The 17,155-nt window shown below is 40.9% G+C and carries 21 protein-coding genes and 3 pseudogenes; 4 read left to right on the top strand and 20 right to left on the bottom strand.

Going from position 1 to position 17,155, the window contains the following annotated elements; genetic code table 11:
• Positions 1-102 precede the first annotated feature (102 nt).
• On the top strand, positions 103-1,323 hold the full coding sequence (locus E6C60_RS04625) for an IS256 family transposase (protein WP_138224659.1): 1,221 nt from the start codon (positions 103-105) through the stop codon (positions 1,321-1,323).
• Positions 1,324-1,366: 43 nt separating this feature from the next.
• Here E6C60_RS04625 and E6C60_RS04620 read toward each other — a convergent pair whose 3' ends face one another.
• The 5 genes from E6C60_RS04620 to E6C60_RS21270 form a co-directional block, all read right to left on the bottom strand.
• A complete protein-coding gene (locus E6C60_RS04620) occupies positions 1,367-1,768 on the bottom strand; it encodes a hypothetical protein (protein WP_138224749.1) in 402 nt (133 codons plus the stop codon).
• 15 nt (positions 1,769-1,783) lie between these two features.
• Positions 1,784-2,002, bottom strand: coding sequence for a hypothetical protein (locus E6C60_RS04615; protein WP_138224748.1), 219 nt, complete (start codon positions 2,000-2,002; stop codon positions 1,784-1,786).
• 722 nt (positions 2,003-2,724) lie between these two features.
• On the bottom strand, positions 2,725-3,174 hold the full coding sequence (locus tag E6C60_RS04610) for an SMI1/KNR4 family protein (protein ID WP_138224747.1): 450 nt from the start codon (positions 3,172-3,174) through the stop codon (positions 2,725-2,727).
• Between the two features lie 32 nt (positions 3,175-3,206).
• Positions 3,207-3,380 (bottom strand): HNH/ENDO VII family nuclease, encoded by a 174-nt coding sequence (locus tag E6C60_RS21110; RefSeq protein ID WP_233281212.1) that lies wholly within the window; start codon positions 3,378-3,380, stop codon positions 3,207-3,209.
• A gap of 46 nt (positions 3,381-3,426) precedes the next feature.
• On the bottom strand, positions 3,427-3,915 hold the full coding sequence (locus E6C60_RS21270) for an RHS repeat-associated core domain-containing protein (protein WP_407669149.1): 489 nt from the start codon (positions 3,913-3,915) through the stop codon (positions 3,427-3,429).
• A 97-nt stretch (positions 3,916-4,012) separates the two neighbouring features.
• Between E6C60_RS21270 and E6C60_RS04595 the strand changes: the two are divergent.
• Positions 4,013-4,309 (top strand): annotated as a pseudogene (locus E6C60_RS04595) (transposase); the annotation flags it as partial.
• A 203-nt stretch (positions 4,310-4,512) separates the two neighbouring features.
• Here E6C60_RS04595 and E6C60_RS04590 read toward each other — a convergent pair.
• The 14 genes and pseudogenes from E6C60_RS04590 to E6C60_RS04520 all read right to left on the bottom strand — a co-directional run bounded on the left by E6C60_RS04590 (position 4,513) and on the right by E6C60_RS04520 (position 14,243).
• Positions 4,513-4,863, bottom strand: a complete 351-nt coding sequence (locus tag E6C60_RS04590; RefSeq protein WP_138224745.1) for a transposase — start codon at positions 4,861-4,863, stop codon at positions 4,513-4,515.
• Positions 4,860-5,852 (bottom strand): RHS repeat-associated core domain-containing protein, encoded by a 993-nt coding sequence (locus tag E6C60_RS21265; protein ID WP_233281140.1) that lies wholly within the window; start codon positions 5,850-5,852, stop codon positions 4,860-4,862. Before E6C60_RS21265 ends, E6C60_RS04590 begins: the two co-directional genes overlap by 4 nt.
• A 110-nt stretch (positions 5,853-5,962) precedes the next feature.
• Positions 5,963-6,210: pseudogene (locus tag E6C60_RS04575) on the bottom strand (recombinase family protein); the annotation flags it as partial.
• Positions 6,211-6,411: 201 nt separating this feature from the next.
• Positions 6,412-7,553 (bottom strand): IS3 family transposase gene (locus E6C60_RS04570; protein ID WP_407669130.1). Its coding sequence is split into 2 segments (ribosomal slippage): positions 6,412-7,289 and positions 7,289-7,553, totalling 1,143 coding nucleotides; the frame shifts between segments, so codons are not numbered across the junction.
• A 298-nt stretch (positions 7,554-7,851) separates the two neighbouring features.
• Entirely contained in the window at positions 7,852-8,271 is a 420-nt protein-coding gene (locus tag E6C60_RS04565; protein WP_175415196.1) for a hypothetical protein, read from the bottom strand.
• A gap of 11 nt (positions 8,272-8,282) precedes the next feature.
• Positions 8,283-8,531 carry a hypothetical protein gene (locus E6C60_RS04560; protein ID WP_138224743.1) on the bottom strand — a complete coding sequence of 83 codons (249 nt, stop codon included), beginning with the start codon at positions 8,529-8,531 and terminating at the stop codon, positions 8,283-8,285.
• 150 nt (positions 8,532-8,681) lie between these two features.
• Complete coding sequence (locus E6C60_RS20840) at positions 8,682-8,885, bottom strand: RHS repeat-associated core domain-containing protein (RefSeq protein WP_175415195.1); 204 nt, start codon at positions 8,883-8,885, stop codon at positions 8,682-8,684.
• A gap of 450 nt (positions 8,886-9,335) precedes the next feature.
• Positions 9,336-9,647 (bottom strand): annotated as a pseudogene (locus tag E6C60_RS04545) (Imm30 family immunity protein); the annotation flags it as partial.
• Between the two features lie 30 nt (positions 9,648-9,677).
• A protein-coding gene (locus E6C60_RS04540) for an IS3 family transposase (RefSeq protein WP_407669130.1) occupies positions 9,678-10,819 on the bottom strand; the annotation gives its coding sequence in 2 pieces (ribosomal slippage) (positions 9,678-10,555 and positions 10,555-10,819; 1,143 coding nt in all).
• A gap of 57 nt (positions 10,820-10,876) precedes the next feature.
• The gene (locus E6C60_RS20835) at positions 10,877-11,020 is read right to left on the bottom strand and encodes a hypothetical protein (RefSeq protein ID WP_217496380.1); all 144 of its coding nucleotides are present in this window, start codon (positions 11,018-11,020) and stop codon (positions 10,877-10,879) included.
• 230 nt (positions 11,021-11,250) lie between these two features.
• Positions 11,251-11,727 carry a YxiF family protein gene (locus E6C60_RS04535; RefSeq protein ID WP_138224740.1) on the bottom strand — a complete coding sequence of 159 codons (477 nt, stop codon included), beginning with the start codon at positions 11,725-11,727 and terminating at the stop codon, positions 11,251-11,253.
• The gene (locus E6C60_RS21580; protein WP_138227625.1) at positions 11,724-11,978 is read right to left on the bottom strand and encodes an HNH/endonuclease VII fold putative polymorphic toxin; all 255 of its coding nucleotides are present in this window, start codon (positions 11,976-11,978) and stop codon (positions 11,724-11,726) included. The genes E6C60_RS04535 and E6C60_RS21580 overlap by 4 nt, the downstream gene beginning before the upstream one ends.
• 121 nt (positions 11,979-12,099) lie before the next feature.
• On the bottom strand, positions 12,100-13,332 hold the full coding sequence (locus E6C60_RS04525) for an IS110 family RNA-guided transposase (protein ID WP_138224739.1): 1,233 nt from the start codon (positions 13,330-13,332) through the stop codon (positions 12,100-12,102).
• A gap of 134 nt (positions 13,333-13,466) precedes the next feature.
• Entirely contained in the window at positions 13,467-14,243 is a 777-nt protein-coding gene (locus E6C60_RS04520) for a recombinase family protein (RefSeq protein WP_138224738.1), read from the bottom strand.
• 166 nt (positions 14,244-14,409) lie between these two features.
• Here E6C60_RS04520 and E6C60_RS04515 point away from each other — a divergent pair, with 166 nt between their 5' ends.
• Positions 14,410-14,610: a helix-turn-helix domain-containing protein gene (locus E6C60_RS04515; protein ID WP_138224737.1), complete on the top strand. Its 201-nt coding sequence runs from the start codon at positions 14,410-14,412 to the stop codon at positions 14,608-14,610.
• A 273-nt stretch (positions 14,611-14,883) separates the two neighbouring features.
• Positions 14,884-16,494, top strand: coding sequence for an IS1634 family transposase (locus E6C60_RS04510; protein ID WP_138224736.1), 1,611 nt, complete (start codon positions 14,884-14,886; stop codon positions 16,492-16,494).
• Between the two features lie 178 nt (positions 16,495-16,672).
• Here the strand turns inward: E6C60_RS04510 and E6C60_RS04505 are convergent, their stop codons facing one another.
• Entirely contained in the window at positions 16,673-17,152 is a 480-nt protein-coding gene (locus E6C60_RS04505) for a hypothetical protein (protein WP_138224735.1), read from the bottom strand.
• Positions 17,153-17,155: the final 3 nt, after the last annotated feature.

Below are 17,155 nucleotides of genomic sequence, written 5' to 3'. Positions count from 1 at the left end.
GGTTCGTTCATCATATCACCCAATAAAATGAGTCTGTAAAATAGATTGTGTAAACTCCCAAAACTATTAAAATGAAACATAGTAGAAAGGTTGGGAGAACACATGAGACTTTGGGATAAACAACAGCTGCGGGCCTTCATTAAGGAGAATAATCTGGTGACCGCGCAGGATGCACAAAACGCCTTGAAAGATCTGTTTGCAGAAACACTTCAGGAAATGCTGGAGGCCGAAATGGACCAGCATTTGGGTTACGAGAAGCATGTCGTGAAGAGCAAGCAGACAACAAACAGCCGAAACGGCAAGAGCAAAAAGAAGATCACCAGTGAATATGGTGAGCAGCAAATTTTGGTACCTCGAGACCGTGAAGGTGAGTTTGAGCCGTTAGTGGTCAAGAAACATCAGTCCAATGTGACAGGCATTGAGGACCAAATTATCGCCCTCTATGCTAAAGGCATCAGCACTCGTGAGATTCAGGACCATCTGCAGCAGCTGTACGGCCTCGATGTCTCTCCGACCTTCATCTCCAACGTGACCAATAAGATTATCCCTCTCGTGAAAGAGTGGCAGAATCGCCCCCTACAGAGCGTGTATGCTGTGGTGTTTCTGGACGCCATTCATTTCAAGGTGAAACAGGATGGGGCTATTGTCAACAAGGCTGCTTACATGGTCATTGGCATTGATTTGGATGGAAACAAAGACGTCCTGGGCATGTGGATTGGTGAGAATGAGTCTGCAAAGTTCTGGCTCAGTGTGCTCAATGAATTGAAAAATCGCGGTGTTCAGGACATTCTCATTACTTGTGTAGATAACCTTACGGGCTTCTCACAAGCGATTTCAGCATGCTATCCCAGCACGGAAATCCAAAAATGTATCATCCACCAGATCCGCAACTCCACCCGTTATGTATCCTACAAAGATCTCAAGAAGGTGACCTCGGATTTAAAGCCCATCTACAAGGCCACAACAGAGGAGATGGCTCTGCTGGAATTGGATCGGTTTGAGGAGATCTGGGGCGCCAAATATCCACTCATTGTCCGTTCCTGGCGCAACAACTGGGAAGAACTTGCCACGTTCTTTAAGTACCCGCCTGAGCTTCGCAAGCTTATTTATACGACCAATATGATTGAGAGCTACCACCGCCAACTCCGTAAAGTAACGAAAGGGAAAAGCATCTTTCCTACGGACGAATCGCTGCTCAAAATGCTCTATCTGGTGACGGTCGATGTCACCCGCAAGTGGACAGGCCGAGTCCAAAACTGGGGTCAGATCCTGCTTCAATTATCCGTCTTTTATCCTGAACGGATTGGCCAGCATCTGCCTTAAAGAGCATCTTCTTCTCTAAACAGGGGAACTCTTGATTTAGAGTTTACACAAACTTATTGACAGACCCAATAAAATCAACGCTTAATCTATCTGCCCGAATTTGTACGTTTTGATTATGAAGATATCCATAGTCGAAAAGAAATTCACTATCTACCTCGAATATTATGCCTGCGTCTATATTACCAGTATCAATATTCAAGGTACCTCTTATAAAATGCGAAAAACTATCTCCTATCTGTTCAATACTTTTTTCACCTGAATCAATCTTAGATATTACGAAGTCATCAAGTATTGCCAATTCCATTTCAACTAGGTACTGTCCTCCTTGAATTATCTCAAAAGGACAGTTATTGATAAAAGCAACTAATCTTTGTCCATTAATTTCAAGTACAGCTTCTTCTTCAATTAAAGGGCTTAATTCTATTAATTTTGCAGTATATTGCATGAAAAGGCTACCTCCTTATTCCAAAGGGTTAATTGTGTTATTCCGTTTATTGTTATTTAGCAATTTCCATAAATCCTCACCGCGTTTTACATGATATGTTGTAACATTACCATTGGCATTTGTTCCTACAAACGCAAATTTTGCTTCCCCCTTACGAGAGTTACCCATAAACTTCACGTAACCTGTTCGAGTTTCACCTTTATATTGATATCCTACTTTTGTGCCACTGCTCATAACATCCCTAGCACCTTGCATATATTGATCTGCATTATTGTAAGCACCATGAAATTCATTGTTTTTAACTGCATGTTTTTCAAAATGAGACTCTAGTAAATCTCTAGAAGCAAAATTCTTATTAGCAAAGTTACCCGTACCCTATGTTGTAATCTTAAAAGCTAAAATAAAAAAACCAGCCATTTTATCACCCTACTTCCTTATCTTGCACTATTGGTAATTTATAGGCTGTTTTGTGCTTGTAAAAATACAACACAATTTTTGTCTGCACTGCTACTAAACTAGTAACCTTCTTACGTAACCCACCTTTTATCCCCACGAGCTTTGTCATTATCGTTAGTTTTTTAACCAGCCCATATCATAAGTATCCCTGCCATGTAAAATGTCATCTCGTCTATTTAGCGTTCTTCTCACAAAATCCAAATATAAATCAATACTCCATGATGGTACTACCTTCATGAGCTATGAATTTCAGTAAAGCAACATTCATGTTATCCAAAGCATAAATGTCTCATTAAAAAACGAAAAACACCTGTTACCTAATAGGCAATCAAGTGCTTTATAGTTATCTATATTAAATACTTCATTAGATTAAAATGCCATCTCTCGCATAATGATAATTTGTTTATAAAAAAATTGCCATATAATTTCTTGATGGTACAACCAACAAGAGTTTTTGATTTTCAGCAATCTCATTTATAATTTCTTTCTATTTATCTATCTTAATAATCTTCTTCCCATGCTTCTTTTGCATCCAACAACCTTTGTGATAAAAACTCATAAAAATCCTTTGCTGTATTGTAGTCATCAAGTCCCCCTGGTCTATTCCACGCTATTACCGGGCACTCATTATTCTCCATTTCACTGATATATAGACAATAAGCATATTCTCCAGCATCTTCAATAACTACTAAATCCTTGTCCATTCCTAAATCTCTATATCTCTTTGTATTAACAACAACAGGAGCTCTATTTGACTTAGCCACTCCTAAAATATCAACTCCAAATACCCCACCAGAACCATAGGTAGTTAAAAACCACTTATAACTTTCTGGTAATTCCACCCCTAGCTCATTTTGGATTGATTTAATTTGACTTTCATCTACTCCACCTGTAAAGTCATCTGATTCCTTATGTTCATTAATAAAGTTTATTAATTCCTCTTTATCCAATCAAGGTTCCTCCTTTTACAATTCACTTTTATCTATTTGCTTAGCTCTCCATCTCCAATATTTACTTTTAAAGTTGTCATATTGCTTTTTAATACAGGGTCATTCCTAAAGCTCCCACCATTCTCCACCAAACCATGCAAAATTTTATTATATTCATCATGCATACTTGCAGGAATTTCTACCATTGATCCTGGCTCTCTTTGGATTAAATGATGAAGCTCTATAACCGTTCCATCTTTCCAAATTGGTGCTCTACCTTTTTTTCATTAATTGAAAATTTGTCTTGCCAGTATCAGGATCTATTCTCTTATAATCGATATCAACCCTTTGAAAAACCCGTCTGCTAATATCTCTTTCTTCTCCATTAACCCTTGTTGTTCCATTATATTCCACAAATTTATATTTTTTATACTCTTTACCTGTCCCCTTACTCTTCCCCGCCTGAATCGCATCCAGCCCCAGCGGGTCCACAAACGTCACCGGATTGCCGTTTACATGCGCGAAGCGGTTCATGTTGAGCCCTAGGCTCACTTTTCCTCGCAGCGCATCGCGGTTCATAAACCGCTTGATGTCCGGGTTGTAGTATCGCGCGCGCATGGTGTAAAGGCCGTTGATGTCAATCTGTACACCATCGCGGCCGTTGTAGGCGAACGGCTGGCGGGTCGTGCCCTCGTGCTTCACGAGTTCGCCGAAGGCGCCATAGGTGTAGCGGTCGGTGACGTCTCCTTCTTCATCTGTGATCCGTGTCGTACTGCCGCGCAGGGCACGGAGGTAGTGACTCAGGAGCAGTTAACGGTAACTACACGGAAAAACAATTCGCATTAAAAATTGCCACCGGAAATCCAGCTATCCCAAGGTTGTGAAATCTCTGCAGGAAAACCCCTATATCTTCACGTTCTACAGCTTTCCAGAGTCCATCTGGAGAAGTATTTACTCTACGAATCTCATCGAGTCATTTAACATACAGATTAAGAAATACACCAAGCGCAAAGAGCAATTCCCGCACGAGAAAGCGTTGGAGAAGTTTTTGGTTGCACAGTTTGAGGGCTACAACCAACGTTTCGCAACCCGATGCCATACCGGCTTTGACCAGGCTCGGGCTGAACTACAGGCTATGTTCACAACCACAGATTAAACGCGACATCTACAAGACAAGGTTTTTCTATTTACACAAAATTCTTGACGCTACCAAATAAATTTTGGCTGACTAAATCGTAAGAAAATTAAAGCATAAAAAAACCTTGAATGGCATTTAGCCAATCAAGGTTATAAAATTCATTTAAACTATATAATCATCTTTTGGGCTATTAATGGGAACCTCTGTAATCAAAATTTGAATTAGCTGTTGCTATCTCTTTCTTCTATGAATTCTAAAAACAAATCTTGTAGTTCTCCTTCTGTGTCATTAGAATCAAGCAGTAATTTGGGTTCTAACGAACAATCATTTAAAGTTGAGCTTCCATCAATTACACCTAGCATGTTTGAAATGGTATCAATCATGGTTTGTTCAATTATTCTCATTAAAGTATCTTTATTTTCGTCAGTTAAACTATCGTAAAAACCAATAGTTTTTTTCCAATAATCATCTGTTTTAGAAGTAACATTCGTCGTTTCATACAAGTTCTTGTATAGTTGTAGGTTCTCTTCAACAATAGTCTCATAAAGTGATTTAACAAAAATATCATTCATTTTACTTCCTCATTTCTAGATACATTTTTTTGTTTATTTAAAGCAGAATTCGGTATGTCATCATAGACTCTTCTAAGTTCTCTAATATCTCTTGCCAATAACTGTCTAGGATTATCTATTCCTTTTGTACTTCTAAAAACTATTCCATTAGGTCCTTTAATGGTGTGCCCCACCTTTGGCACATTAATTGCAGGTGCCGTATTAAAATCATAATTATCTACTAGCTTCTTCATTGCTGCCTTCTGTCCTGCATGATGGGCATCAAGTCCTTCTACTCCTCTAATATCTTTATATGCTCCAACTTGATATTTACCTGTCCCCTTACGCTTCCCCGCCTGAATCGCATCCAGCCCCAGCGGGTCCACAAACGTCACCGGATTGCCGTTTACATACGCGAAGCGGTTCATGCTGAGCCTGAGCCCCAGGCTCACTTCTCCTCGCAGCACATCGCGGTTCATAAACCGCTTGATGTCCGGGTTATAGTATCGCGCGCGCATGGTGTAAAGGCCGTTGATGTCAGTCTGTACACCATCGCGGCCGTTGTAGGCGAACGGCTGGCGGGTCGTGCCCTCGTGCTTCACGAGTTCGCCGAAGGCGCCATAGGTGTAGCGGTCGGTGACGTCGCCTTCTTCATCTGTGATCCGTGTCGTACTGCCGCGCAGATCGTAATGGTAGCTTTGGTAGCGCCCGTCTGCGCTCTCGCGGCCAATCAGGCCGAGCCCGTAGACATGGGCGGCGCTCACTCTGCCCGCCTCATCGGCCTCCAGCAGCAGCTGGCTGTACTCTGCATGCGGATTCACCACATAAAGAGTGGTCTGGCCCTTCACGTTCATCCAGGTCCGCTCGTTCTCTGCATTATAACCGTACGTAATACTGCCGGCCTGGACCAGGCGGTCCCGGGCATCGTAGACAAAATCCTGGCTTCGTCCGCGCAGCCGCCCTCGGAGAAGGTTGCCGTCTTCGTCCACGGCAACGTCCTCGCCGTTCACACTTCTCAGGCGGTTTATACTTCTTGCACTTTTTGCATAATAAAATCGAACAATACATTACCAAAATCATTAGCAATTACTTTATAACTTTGCCTGTCCAACTATCCAGCTACCACATAATTAACCTGGACAGACGAAAGGTGAGCCAACATTTCTTGTAAGCCCACCCTGTCTATTTCTAGTGCTTCTTCCTTTAGTTATGCGCCACTAATCCCTTCGTCTCCTCTCTAAAAATATGTATCAAATTAATATCCTGTTCTTCACAGTATGCGTTGATTTCTTCTTCTTGAAATGTTAAGCTATATCCCTCTCTTGCTTGTCCTTGAGTGGAGACTCGTATATACCCAACAACATTCAACTTTTCACCCTCCCGTTACGGAAATAACAGTTTATGTAACGCTTTTAAACGAATAGCGAGTATTATAAGACCATCTCTTGTAAAAATACAACCTAAAATTTATAAGCCTACGCTGAGTAAGAACGCCTTATTACGTTAGCCATTGTTTATCGCCACGAGCTTTGTCATTCTCGTTAGTTTATTTGGACTGTCAACAGTAAATCAGACAACTTTTTTAAGGGCCGCAGCTTTATACTGAACGGGTGTCATGTAACCTAGTGAACCATGAACCCGGTGTTTGTTAAACCAGTTCACATAATCATATAATTCTAGCTTTAGATGGTGGAGACTCTGGAACGACATCTGGTTAATGAATTCGGTTTTCATTACTTTGTAAGTCGCTTCAGCAACGGCGTTGTCGTAAGGACAGCCCTTCATGCTGAGCGAACGACCGATGTCAAAGGTCTTTAACAACGTATCCATGGCCTGGTTTTTAAACTCACTTCCACGATCCGTGTGGAACCACTGAATGTCGCTCAAATCGCCTTCTACTGTGGCAAAGGCGCGGGAAACTAGAGCAGCGTCCTTACGCGGACCTGCACTGTGCCCAATAATTTCTCTGTTGAATAAGTCGACCAGTACACAAATGTAATGCCACTTGTGCCCGACTTTTACATACGTCAGATCGCTGACGACAAAGCGTTTTGCTTCTGTTTGGTTGAACTCACGTTTCAATACATTGGCTGTGTTTGCATCATTACAAGCCGTTCTATGCGGCTTATACTGAGCAATCGTGTACGTGGACACAAGACCTTGCTCTTTCATAATCCGCCCAATACGGCGTCTGGAAACCGTGTATCCTTGCTCCTGGAGTTTCGTTTTAATCTTCCGTGTCCCATAGACTTTGCGGTTGCTTTGAAAGATCGCTACGATCGCCTTCGTAAGAATGCTCTCGTCTTCGCTTTCTTTCTCGCTTACTTCATAGTAAAAGGTGCTTTTAGGGATTTGTAGGACGTTACACATTGCTGATACCGAGTATTTATCACTATTTTGTTTAATGATGTTTACTTTCGTCCCATGATCAGCGCGGCTTGCTTTAAAATGTCATTCTCCATTCGAAGTTGTTTAAGTTCTTTTCGAAGCGCAATAAGTTCATTCTCTTCTGCGCTTCTATTGTCTTTTTCAGAAAACGAGCCTGAGGTTTGGGATTGTTTGATCCAGCGATCTAGCGCAGATGGGCTGAGCTCATACTCATTTGCAATGGCTGCTCTGGTTTTCCCATTTTCATATAACTGAACCATTTGTCTCTTAAATTCTGCTGTAAATGTACGTCTTTCTCTTGGCATAGTAGATCCGCTCCTCATTGTGATGATTTCATTCTACTAGCCCCTAATTTTCCTGTCCAACTAAGTGTAGCCGATTCAATTAGCCTTTCCATGTCATAACTACCCCTGCCATGTAAAATGTCATCTCGCCCATTTTCTCATTCTTGTTAGTTCCTCCATGTATTGAAACGATACTCCATGATGGTACAACCATCATGAACTCTCGATTCTTAAACAAAGCATTTTCTTATTGTCTCACTCAAATATCAGCTGATTTAATATAGGCATTAAAGTAAGAAACCTTGAAAGGCAAAATGCCAATCAAGGTTTTAACTTCTTATTCATGTAGAGACTTAAAATGACTTGCAAGTGATACTATTTCATCATCGAGGTTAGGAAACGCAATAATACTATCCAGTACATTTATAAAATATGCTTTTCTATCCCCTTGAGAACCATTGATAACTCTATTTAACATCCAAACAGTATGTTGTGTAGGTTGTCTTTTAAGAGATTCAACCAGCTTTTCTTCATATCCATTTTTATAAAACTTCTCAACAAAATGCACAAGCGGTCCTGGACTACCGAAATTTACACTTGAATATTTTTCCATCAACTTAAAAATGGGTTGAATAGCTTCAAAGGCATCTCCCCTTTCTTCTATCTCTTCAACAATATCGTAAGTAACATCAATAAAGTCCTCTTTCATAATTGATTTTTCTAACTTCACCATTAACCGATTCAATTCATGTTCCATCTTATCATTCCTTATTTTAAAGTATTTTTCATATGATTTAACGCTTTATTTGTAATATCGTTTACAATATCTTCTGAAATACCGGCATCTCGCAAAATTTTAGAATTACTTATAATATTATCTAATGGTAATTGATTGGCAGCGTCAATACCTCTTTGTGCCTGATTTATAACCTTGTGTTGTTCACGTTCTAATGCGATTACTGGATTGTTTTTCGATGCTTCAGTAGATAATCTATTAGTAGCAAGACCAAACTTCATGCCCTTCTAAATTATCCCCGACAACTGACCTATCAACAAAATCCTTATAAGTAGTAACTTCGTTTTGCTTAATAGCTTGCTTGGCTGCATTACCCCCACCCTTACGCTTCCCCGCCTGAATCGCATCCAGCCCCAGCGGGTCCACACACGTCACCGGATGCCGTTTACATACGCGAAGCGGTTCATGCTGAGCCCCAGGCTCACTTCTCCTCGCAGCACATCGCGGTTCATAAACCGCTTGATGTCCGGGTTATAGTATCGCGCGCGCATGGTGTAGAGGCCGTTGATGTCAGTCTGCACACCATCGCGGCCGTTGTAGGCGAACGGCTGGCGGGTCGCGCCCTCGTGCTTCACAAGTTCGCCGAAGGCGCCATAAGTGTAGCGGTCGGTGACGTCTCCTTCTTCATCTGTGAGCCGTGTCGTACTACCGCGCAGATCGTAATGGTAGCTTTGGACGTGACTGGCGCTATCCTGAACTGATCTGATCGTTCACAGCGATCAAGCAAGCCAGTACACATCCCCTTTCAGATGTGAGAAGAAGCTCTGGGTGGAGGCGTTGTCGTAACAATTGCCCCTGCATGACATGCTGATTCGGGCACCAACCTTTGGCAGCATGTTGTGGTAAGCAGCACACAGGCGAATTGAGGAATACATTCACTTTTATAACATGGGAAGAGCACAGAGCACAGAGAAAACTAAATAAGCTGACACCGGTTGAGTACCGGCGCCAGCTTACAGCCTAGGGCTTTTTTCAATGTCTGCTAAATGGGACCTTGACCACAGCCCTTTAAGGTGGTTTTTTAATTATATTGCTTTTAATACTTCATCTACAGAATTGCTAAACATATCTGGGTCTTCACTTTTTATATCCCACAGTAAGTTTATTATTGTCTCTTTTGAATTGTCATCCAGCTTAGATAGCACACTACCGTATACTTTTCTTACTTGTTCATGATTTAAAATTCTGTAATGTAAAACTTCCATCCATTCTCTTGCCCTATCAATAACACTTGGGACAGCTATAGCAATTAAATACAATCCCTCTTCCATATTTTCTTTATAGAGGTACTCTATGCCATGTACTAATCCAAACATTATTTCATATTGTTCAGTATCATCGTCGAATACTGGACTGTCAACAGTAAATCAGACAACTTTTTTAAGGGCCGCAGCTTTATACTGAACGGGTGTCATGTAACCTAGTGAACCATGAACCCGGTGTTTGTTAAACCAGTTCACATAATCATATAATTCTAGCTTTAGATGGTGGAGACTCTGGAACGACATCTGGTTAATGAATTCGGTTTTCATTACTTTGTAAGTCGCTTCAGCAACGGCGTTGTCGTAAGGACAGCCCTTCATGCTGAGCGAACGACCGATGTCAAAGGTCTTTAACAACGTATCCATGGCCTGGTTTTTAAACTCACTTCCACGATCCGTGTGGAACCACTGAATGTCGCTCAAATCGCCTTCTACTGTGGCAAAGGCGCGGGAAACTAGAGCAGCGTCCTTACGCGGACCTGCACTGTGCCCAATAATTTCTCTGTTGAATAAGTCGACCAGTACACAAATGTAATGCCACTTGTGCCCGACTTTTACATACGTCAGATCGCTGACGACAAAGCGTTTTGCTTCTGTTTGGTTGAACTCACGTTTCAATACATTGGCTGTGTTTGCATCATTACAAGCCGTTCTATGCGGCTTATACTGAGCAATCGTGTACGTGGACACAAGACCTTGCTCTTTCATAATCCGCCCAATACGGCGTCTGGAAACCGTGTATCCTTGCTCCTGGAGTTTCGTTTTAATCTTCCGTGTCCCATAGACTTTGCGGTTGCTTTGAAAGATCGCTACGATCGCCTTCGTAAGAATGCTCTCGTCTTCGCTTTCTTTCTCGCTTACTTCATAGTAAAAGGTGCTTTTAGGGATTTGTAGGACGTTACACATTGCTGATACCGAGTATTTATCACTATTTTGTTTAATGATGTTTACTTTCGTCCCATGATCAGCGCGGCTTGCTTTAAAATGTCATTCTCCATTCGAAGTTGTTTAAGTTCTTTTCGAAGCGCAATAAGTTCATTCTCTTCTGCGCTTCTATTGTCTTTTTCAGAAAACGAGCCTGAGGTTTGGGATTGTTTGATCCAGCGATCTAGCGCAGATGGGCTGAGCTCATACTCATTTGCAATGGCTGCTCTGGTTTTCCCATTTTCATATAACTGAACCATTTGTCTCTTAAATTCTGCTGTAAATGTACGTCTTTCTCTTGGCATAGTAGATCCGCTCCTCATTGTGATGATTTCATTCTACTAGCCCCTAATTTTCCTGTCCAACTAAGTGTAGCCGATTCATACCATACATAATTCGGTAATGACTGATTTATCCTCTAAACCAATGAGATTACCTAATGCTTCTTCAAATGCGTCTATTTCTTCTTGAGATTGTAAAAGTCTATTTGTGTAGATTTTATTTAATTCTGATTTCACATCCATGTACTCCACCCACTTGCTTAATAAATAATTCAGGATACAACTCTCTATTCTTTCTAATCGCATTTAATAGTTCTACTCTTATTTCAGGTGTGTAGACACCTTGCTTATTCTTGGATCTAATATATCATGAGTCAGGGCATCGAGAGCGTAAAATATCGGCTAACATAGTATTAGCCGCTCACATTAAACTATCTAACAGTATAAACTTCAATTAAATAATCTTTCTCTAGTTAATTGCCCCCCCACACAATGAACGAGTTTTCATATTCAAACCGTTCAATACATATTCCTAAACTTAATCCTTCATCTACAAATAATAAATCTCTATAATCTTTTGCAAAACCAACGACATCTAGTAATGTATCTATATCAATGAAAAAATCATGTAAAGGAATTTTTAGTAATCCAGTTTCTCTGTCTTGTTGATGAAACAATAACATTGTTTTATCATTTAGTGCTTTAAATTGATTTTCTAATGATAATAGATATTGCTTAGAATACTTAAGTTGTTTGGGAATTGGAGTTTTGTTAGAAATTAGGTCTATTTTTTTATAGATATTTCTACTAATTTTTATTGTGTCTTCAATTCCCATAAAACCTTCTATAGTTATTTCATTTATTTTACTTTTGATATCATTCTCCAGTTTTTTTCTTCTATTCTTTATCTGTAATTCTTTAATCTTTTCTTTTCTATCCTCTATCGTCATTTAATCCTCCCCTTAAAACCACCAAAGTCTTCAGGGAAATGTCCAGGATACTGGTTATATCTTCCCTTATCAAAAGGACTTCCCTTTATATCATCAGCACCATGAAAATGTGGTCCTCTTCCAAATTTATCTTCAGTATGCTTTATTATATACTTCTTTTTACCATTAACATCAAATTCATATACAGTTCGGTTTTCATATTGTTTATCATAAACATACTTATGAGTTTTATGTTGAGATGAGGTTGGTATACCAGCAGACCTCTTTGCTTCTCTAAATGCCTGTTTTGAGTAGTTTGTCCTATACCCTTAGGAATATCTAAAAATGCACTTTATGTAAGGGTGGCAGTTATTGAACCACCACCCATATTAGTTAACTAGCTATTGTTTCAGGTTGATCTGGCATGATATATGCCTTCTTATTTTTCATCATACCATAGATAATTCTGACTAACCTTCTCATAATACAGAGAAGGGCTTGTGACTTAGACTTCCCTTCACTTAGCTTACGGTTATAGTAAGCGTAAAAGACAGGGTTACGAGGTGTTTTACTCCCTTTACAGACCTGTACTTGTTGAACAGCTAGGTTGTAAAAGGTATCGTATAGCTTTCTATTGCCCTGTTTCGTTTTCTTCATCGTTTCTTTACCGCCCGAACCCATTCTGATAGGGGCTATCCCTGCATATCTTGCTAGTTTATCAGAGTTAGCGAAGCGGTGTATGTCACCAATCTCTGCAATTAAAGCGGATGAAGTAACGGTATCAATCCCTGGCATGGGTTCAAGCTGCATACCTAACGTCTGAATAGTGACCTTTAACTCTTTGTCTACCTTCTTGATTTCCTGCTTTTTAAAACGGATATCTCGCACTATACTTTGAATAATAAAGTCTCTAGATGTCTGATATTTACGCTTTACCTCTCCATCAGTTTGAACGAGCGATAGTATCTGTTCTGCTTTTCTAGTGGAACAAGCATTATTACTTGCTTCTAATAGGAACTTGCGTAAGTCCTCTATGGTTGCCCCCTCCAAATGTGAAGGTGAAGGATAGCTTTCCCAAAAGGCTAGTGCTGTTTTCCCATCCACTTCTGAAAAGAAATCCTTGTAGCTTGGATAATGATAGTTTAATTGCATATGAAGTTGATTTTTCAAAGCGGTTTGGGCTTTCACTAAAGCGTTTCTTCTTCCAACAAGTTGAGCGATTATCCAATGAATATCCGATGGTGCAGCGTCAGGTAAAAAAGGTAGCTTGCGAATTAAAACATCTGCGACACATTGAGCGTCCCAACTATCATGCTTTTGTGTCATCGCATAGCTGTTTCGTTCCGCATTGGATAAAGAAGAGTTAACGAATTTGACAATATAGCCTTGTCCAATCAGATACAACGCTAAATCTCGTCCATAACCACCCACATCTTCTAATCCAAATACAGGGGTCAAGTCTTCTGTAAGATACCTATTCACATATTCTAATAAACTAGGAAAAGCTATTGGTTTGTTTTGAATTGTCATTTCCCCTAGCTTTTCATGCCAACAATTCAATATCACCGCTGTATGTTGGAACTTGTGTAAATCTAACCCTATATAAATATGCCTATCTCGTTTCATCAGAAAACCTCACCCCTACTTTGGATTTAAACGATTAAAGCAAGACAGAGAATGTCGGCAACCTTAGGTCGAGCGTTAGTCTCCTAGAGACTCGCAAGGGTACGAAAGCCTATCCATCCTCTATCTGTTAACCGTTATAAAATGGCTTGATGTTTGCCAGTTACTGTTATTTCACCATAGCGGTATAACCCACTATAAAACGCTTTTCTATCCAAAATCCGTTTGATCTGGACTTTCGTAAACAATTTTCCTTGTTTCGTTCTGTGTCCTTCTGCATTCAGTTGTTCTGCAAGTTGTGTTAATGTCAATGAAGGATACTGTTCCTTTAGGTCAAAAACTCTTTGAACGGTTCTGGCTTGTCTGTCATCTATGACAAGCCTTTTCTTACCTCTCTCCACTTTGTAGCCTAATGCGACATTTCCTCCTGCATAACCGCCCTGTTGGGCTTTCTTGTTTCGCCCTCTCCCTAGCTTTAGTGAGATTTCTAATCGTTGATATTGGTCTAATAACTCCATTAAGCCATTAATTAAAAAATCGCTAGGGTCTTTCTTATGGATACTGTATTGCGGTTGTTCAATACTCCGAATGTCCACTCCATACTTTTTCAACTCTCGTTGAACTAACACTTTCACTATGTCTGACCGCCATAAACGGCTTGTATTCAGTGTGACAACATAATTCACCTCTTGGCGGGAGAGATACTCCAACATCTCCTGAAAGCCTAATCTGTCCACTTCTAACGCTTCCTCATCGACTTTAGCCCCACTAATACCCTCATCCTTAAACAAGCGTAAAAGCGTGTATCCTTGTGCCTGACAATATGCTTTGATTTCATCTTCTTGGTAAGCAAGGCTGTATCCATCCCTTGCTTGTCCTTGTGTCGAAACTCGAATATAACCGATAACATTCATGGCATTTCCCCCTCACCGTTACGCAAATCGAGATTAACGTAACGCTTAGCCGCTATATTTAATATAAATTCATTGTATGCGGCTTTAGCGATACAATCAACCCCTTTACCGATACAAATTTATTGTGTATCGTAAAAGTAACATGAAGAAGGGGAAGGGAAATACCATGCCAATTTCAATCAAACTCAAGGAAATCCTTAAAGAACGTGACCTTTCACAACGTGAATTGGCGCGAATGACAGGGCTTCGCCCTAATACAATAAGCCATCTTTGTTCAGACAATGTGGACAGGGTTTATCTATCAACATTAGAAACAGTATGCAAAGTGTTAGACATCGACATTCAGGAGTTAATTAAGGTGGAGTAGACTCACGCTAGTAATCGTTCTATGTACGTAAAAGTTGCGAAAAATTTAAAAAGGGAGGGAGAAAACAAAGGTAGGGTATTAGAGGTTGAGAATGGTAGTATCTAATAATTTTCAGGTTATTTATTCGATTTGAATTTCATTATATCCTGAGTTCCCGGATTGTGTAACGATGCTGAACGAAAAAGTCGCGTAGTGACAAGGAGTTTCCTTAAAAAAAATGGTTGATTTTACCTCGTCATACATATAAAATGTGTAACGAGGTTGGTGTTCATTATGGCTATCATTTATCAAACGAATAAAAAGACAGGCATTACCTATGCCTACAATAACGAGCCCTACTGGGACAAAGAAAAACAGCAGTCTCGGGCAAAACGGACGCTCATCGGGAAAGTCGATCCCAAGACAGGAGAGATTGTGTCCACCCGAGCGTATCGGAGAGAGCCGGAGGCAGAGTCAGGCGCCCCTGCCAAGAAGCGCGGCCCCGTACCAATTACCGGTTTTCTGCGCAGTTTTTACGGCGCAACCTACCTGTTCGATCAAATCGGCCAGGAAACTGGCGTTGAAGCGGATCTCAAGGCGTGTTTCCCGGACAGCTACAAGAAGCTTCTGTCTATCGCCTACTATCTCATCTTGGAAGAAAACAACTCGCTCAGCCGCTTTTCTCACTGGCAGCGCATGCATATTCATCCCTGTGGAGCAGACATTCCTTCGCAGCGAAGCAGCGAACTGTTCCAGTCTATTGAAGAGGCGCAGCGCATGGCCTTTTTCGAAAGACAAGGCAGACGACGCATCGAAAAGGAGTACTGGGCATTCGACATTACCACGATTTCCAGTTACTCCGAGATTCTCAAGCAAGTGAAGAAGGGAAAGAACAAGGAGCATGACCGGTTGCCGCAAATCAATCTGGCCCTGCTCTTTGGCGAAGAATCGGGCCTGCCCTTCTACTACCGAAAGCTTCCCGGCCATGTGACAGACGTCAAGACGGTCCGGCAACTCATGCAAGAGTTCCACATCATGGGCTACAAGAAAGTAAACGTTGTACTGGATCGGGGCTTTTACAGCAAGCGAAATGTGGATCATCTGTATCAGAACCATCAAAAATTTATCATCGGCGTCAAACTGAATCTCTCCTACGTGAAAGCACATCTGGAAGAGGAACGGGAGCGGCTCAAGCTCTGGTCGAATTTTTATTCGCAGTATGGCACCTACGGCATTTGCAAAAGAATCGAGTGGGCCTACGAGCAAGAGAGGCCGTACAAAGGCGATATCTTACAAGAGACGCGCCGAGCCTATCTCCTGCTCTATTACAATCCGGAGAAAGCAGCCAGAGACCAAGCGGATATGAATGAGTATCTGACGAGCCTGCACCGAGATCTGCAGGAAGGCAATCTGCGCGAGCATTGCCGCAAGGACTACACCAAGTATTTCGAAGTGACCGAGACCCCGAAGCGCGGCCGCAGGATTGTACCGAGAGAGGACAAGATGCTGGAGGCGGCTCAAAACTATGGCTACTTTGCCTTGCTCTCCAATGAAGTCAAAGCTCCCGATGAAGCATTGTCACTGTACCGCAGCAAGGACATCGTAGAAAAGGCATTTGGCAATTTGAAAGAGCGACTGAATTTCCGCAGAATGCAAGTTTCTTCGGAAACTTCACTAAATGGCAAGCTATTTGTCGAATTTATTGCACTTATTTACCTTTCTTATGTCAAGAAACGCATGCAAGATGCCGGACTCTTTGATTCCTGGACAATGCAAGGGCTGCTGGATGAATTAGACACAATAGAGCGGTTTGAAGCGCCTGGACACGGTCGAATCTTGGGCGAGGTAACGCAAAAACAGGCTGATTTATTTCGAGCACTGGGAGTAGAGCCTCCCTCGTTATAAATTCCGGGAACTTAGGTTATATAGGGTGTACGTTATTATTTGTTAAAACATCATATAGGGCTTACGATGATTATCCTTATTCTTTTAATAAAAATTGGTTTACTCGGCACTAGGTAGCCCCACCAAAAAAAAAGAAACCTTGAAAGGCAATTAGCCAATCAAGGTTTTTTGGTATTGATTAATCAAGAAGAAATTCGGGATATTCATTTTCTAATTTACTAATCATCTTCTTATCTTTGGTTAGGATGAAAAACATGTCACCATCTAAAATTCTTATTTCTAAATGCGATAAGGAATGTTGAATGGTATTAACCTCTGTAACTTCCACCTTTGGACGAAAGTTATAATCATAGGGGTAATTATTGAAAAAGCAAACAAATACCCCTCTCCTAATTGTTTGAGTATCGTCCAGAACTTCATAAAGAGTTGCTCCCTCTAAAAATACTATTTTTTCATTTTCAACTTTCTCCCCGAATTTCCATGCAATTTCTTTATTTTTATGGGTGCCAGAACCTGGATAGTCTCCAGAATATCTTGGTATAATATCTAAATCTCCTACCCCCCAATATATATTGTTTTGTTCTCTGGATATAACATTAATTAATCCCTTGATAAAATCACTGTTGTTATTCCCATCAGAATATTGAAATTTAATCATAAT

The sequence above is a fragment of the Paenibacillus algicola genome (assembly GCF_005577435.1).
In the GTDB taxonomy this organism is placed as follows: domain Bacteria; phylum Bacillota; class Bacilli; order Paenibacillales; family Paenibacillaceae; genus Paenibacillus_AQ; species Paenibacillus_AQ algicola.
Note: the sequence above shows the minus strand (reverse complement) of the source record. Positions and strands in the feature narration are given on the sequence as shown.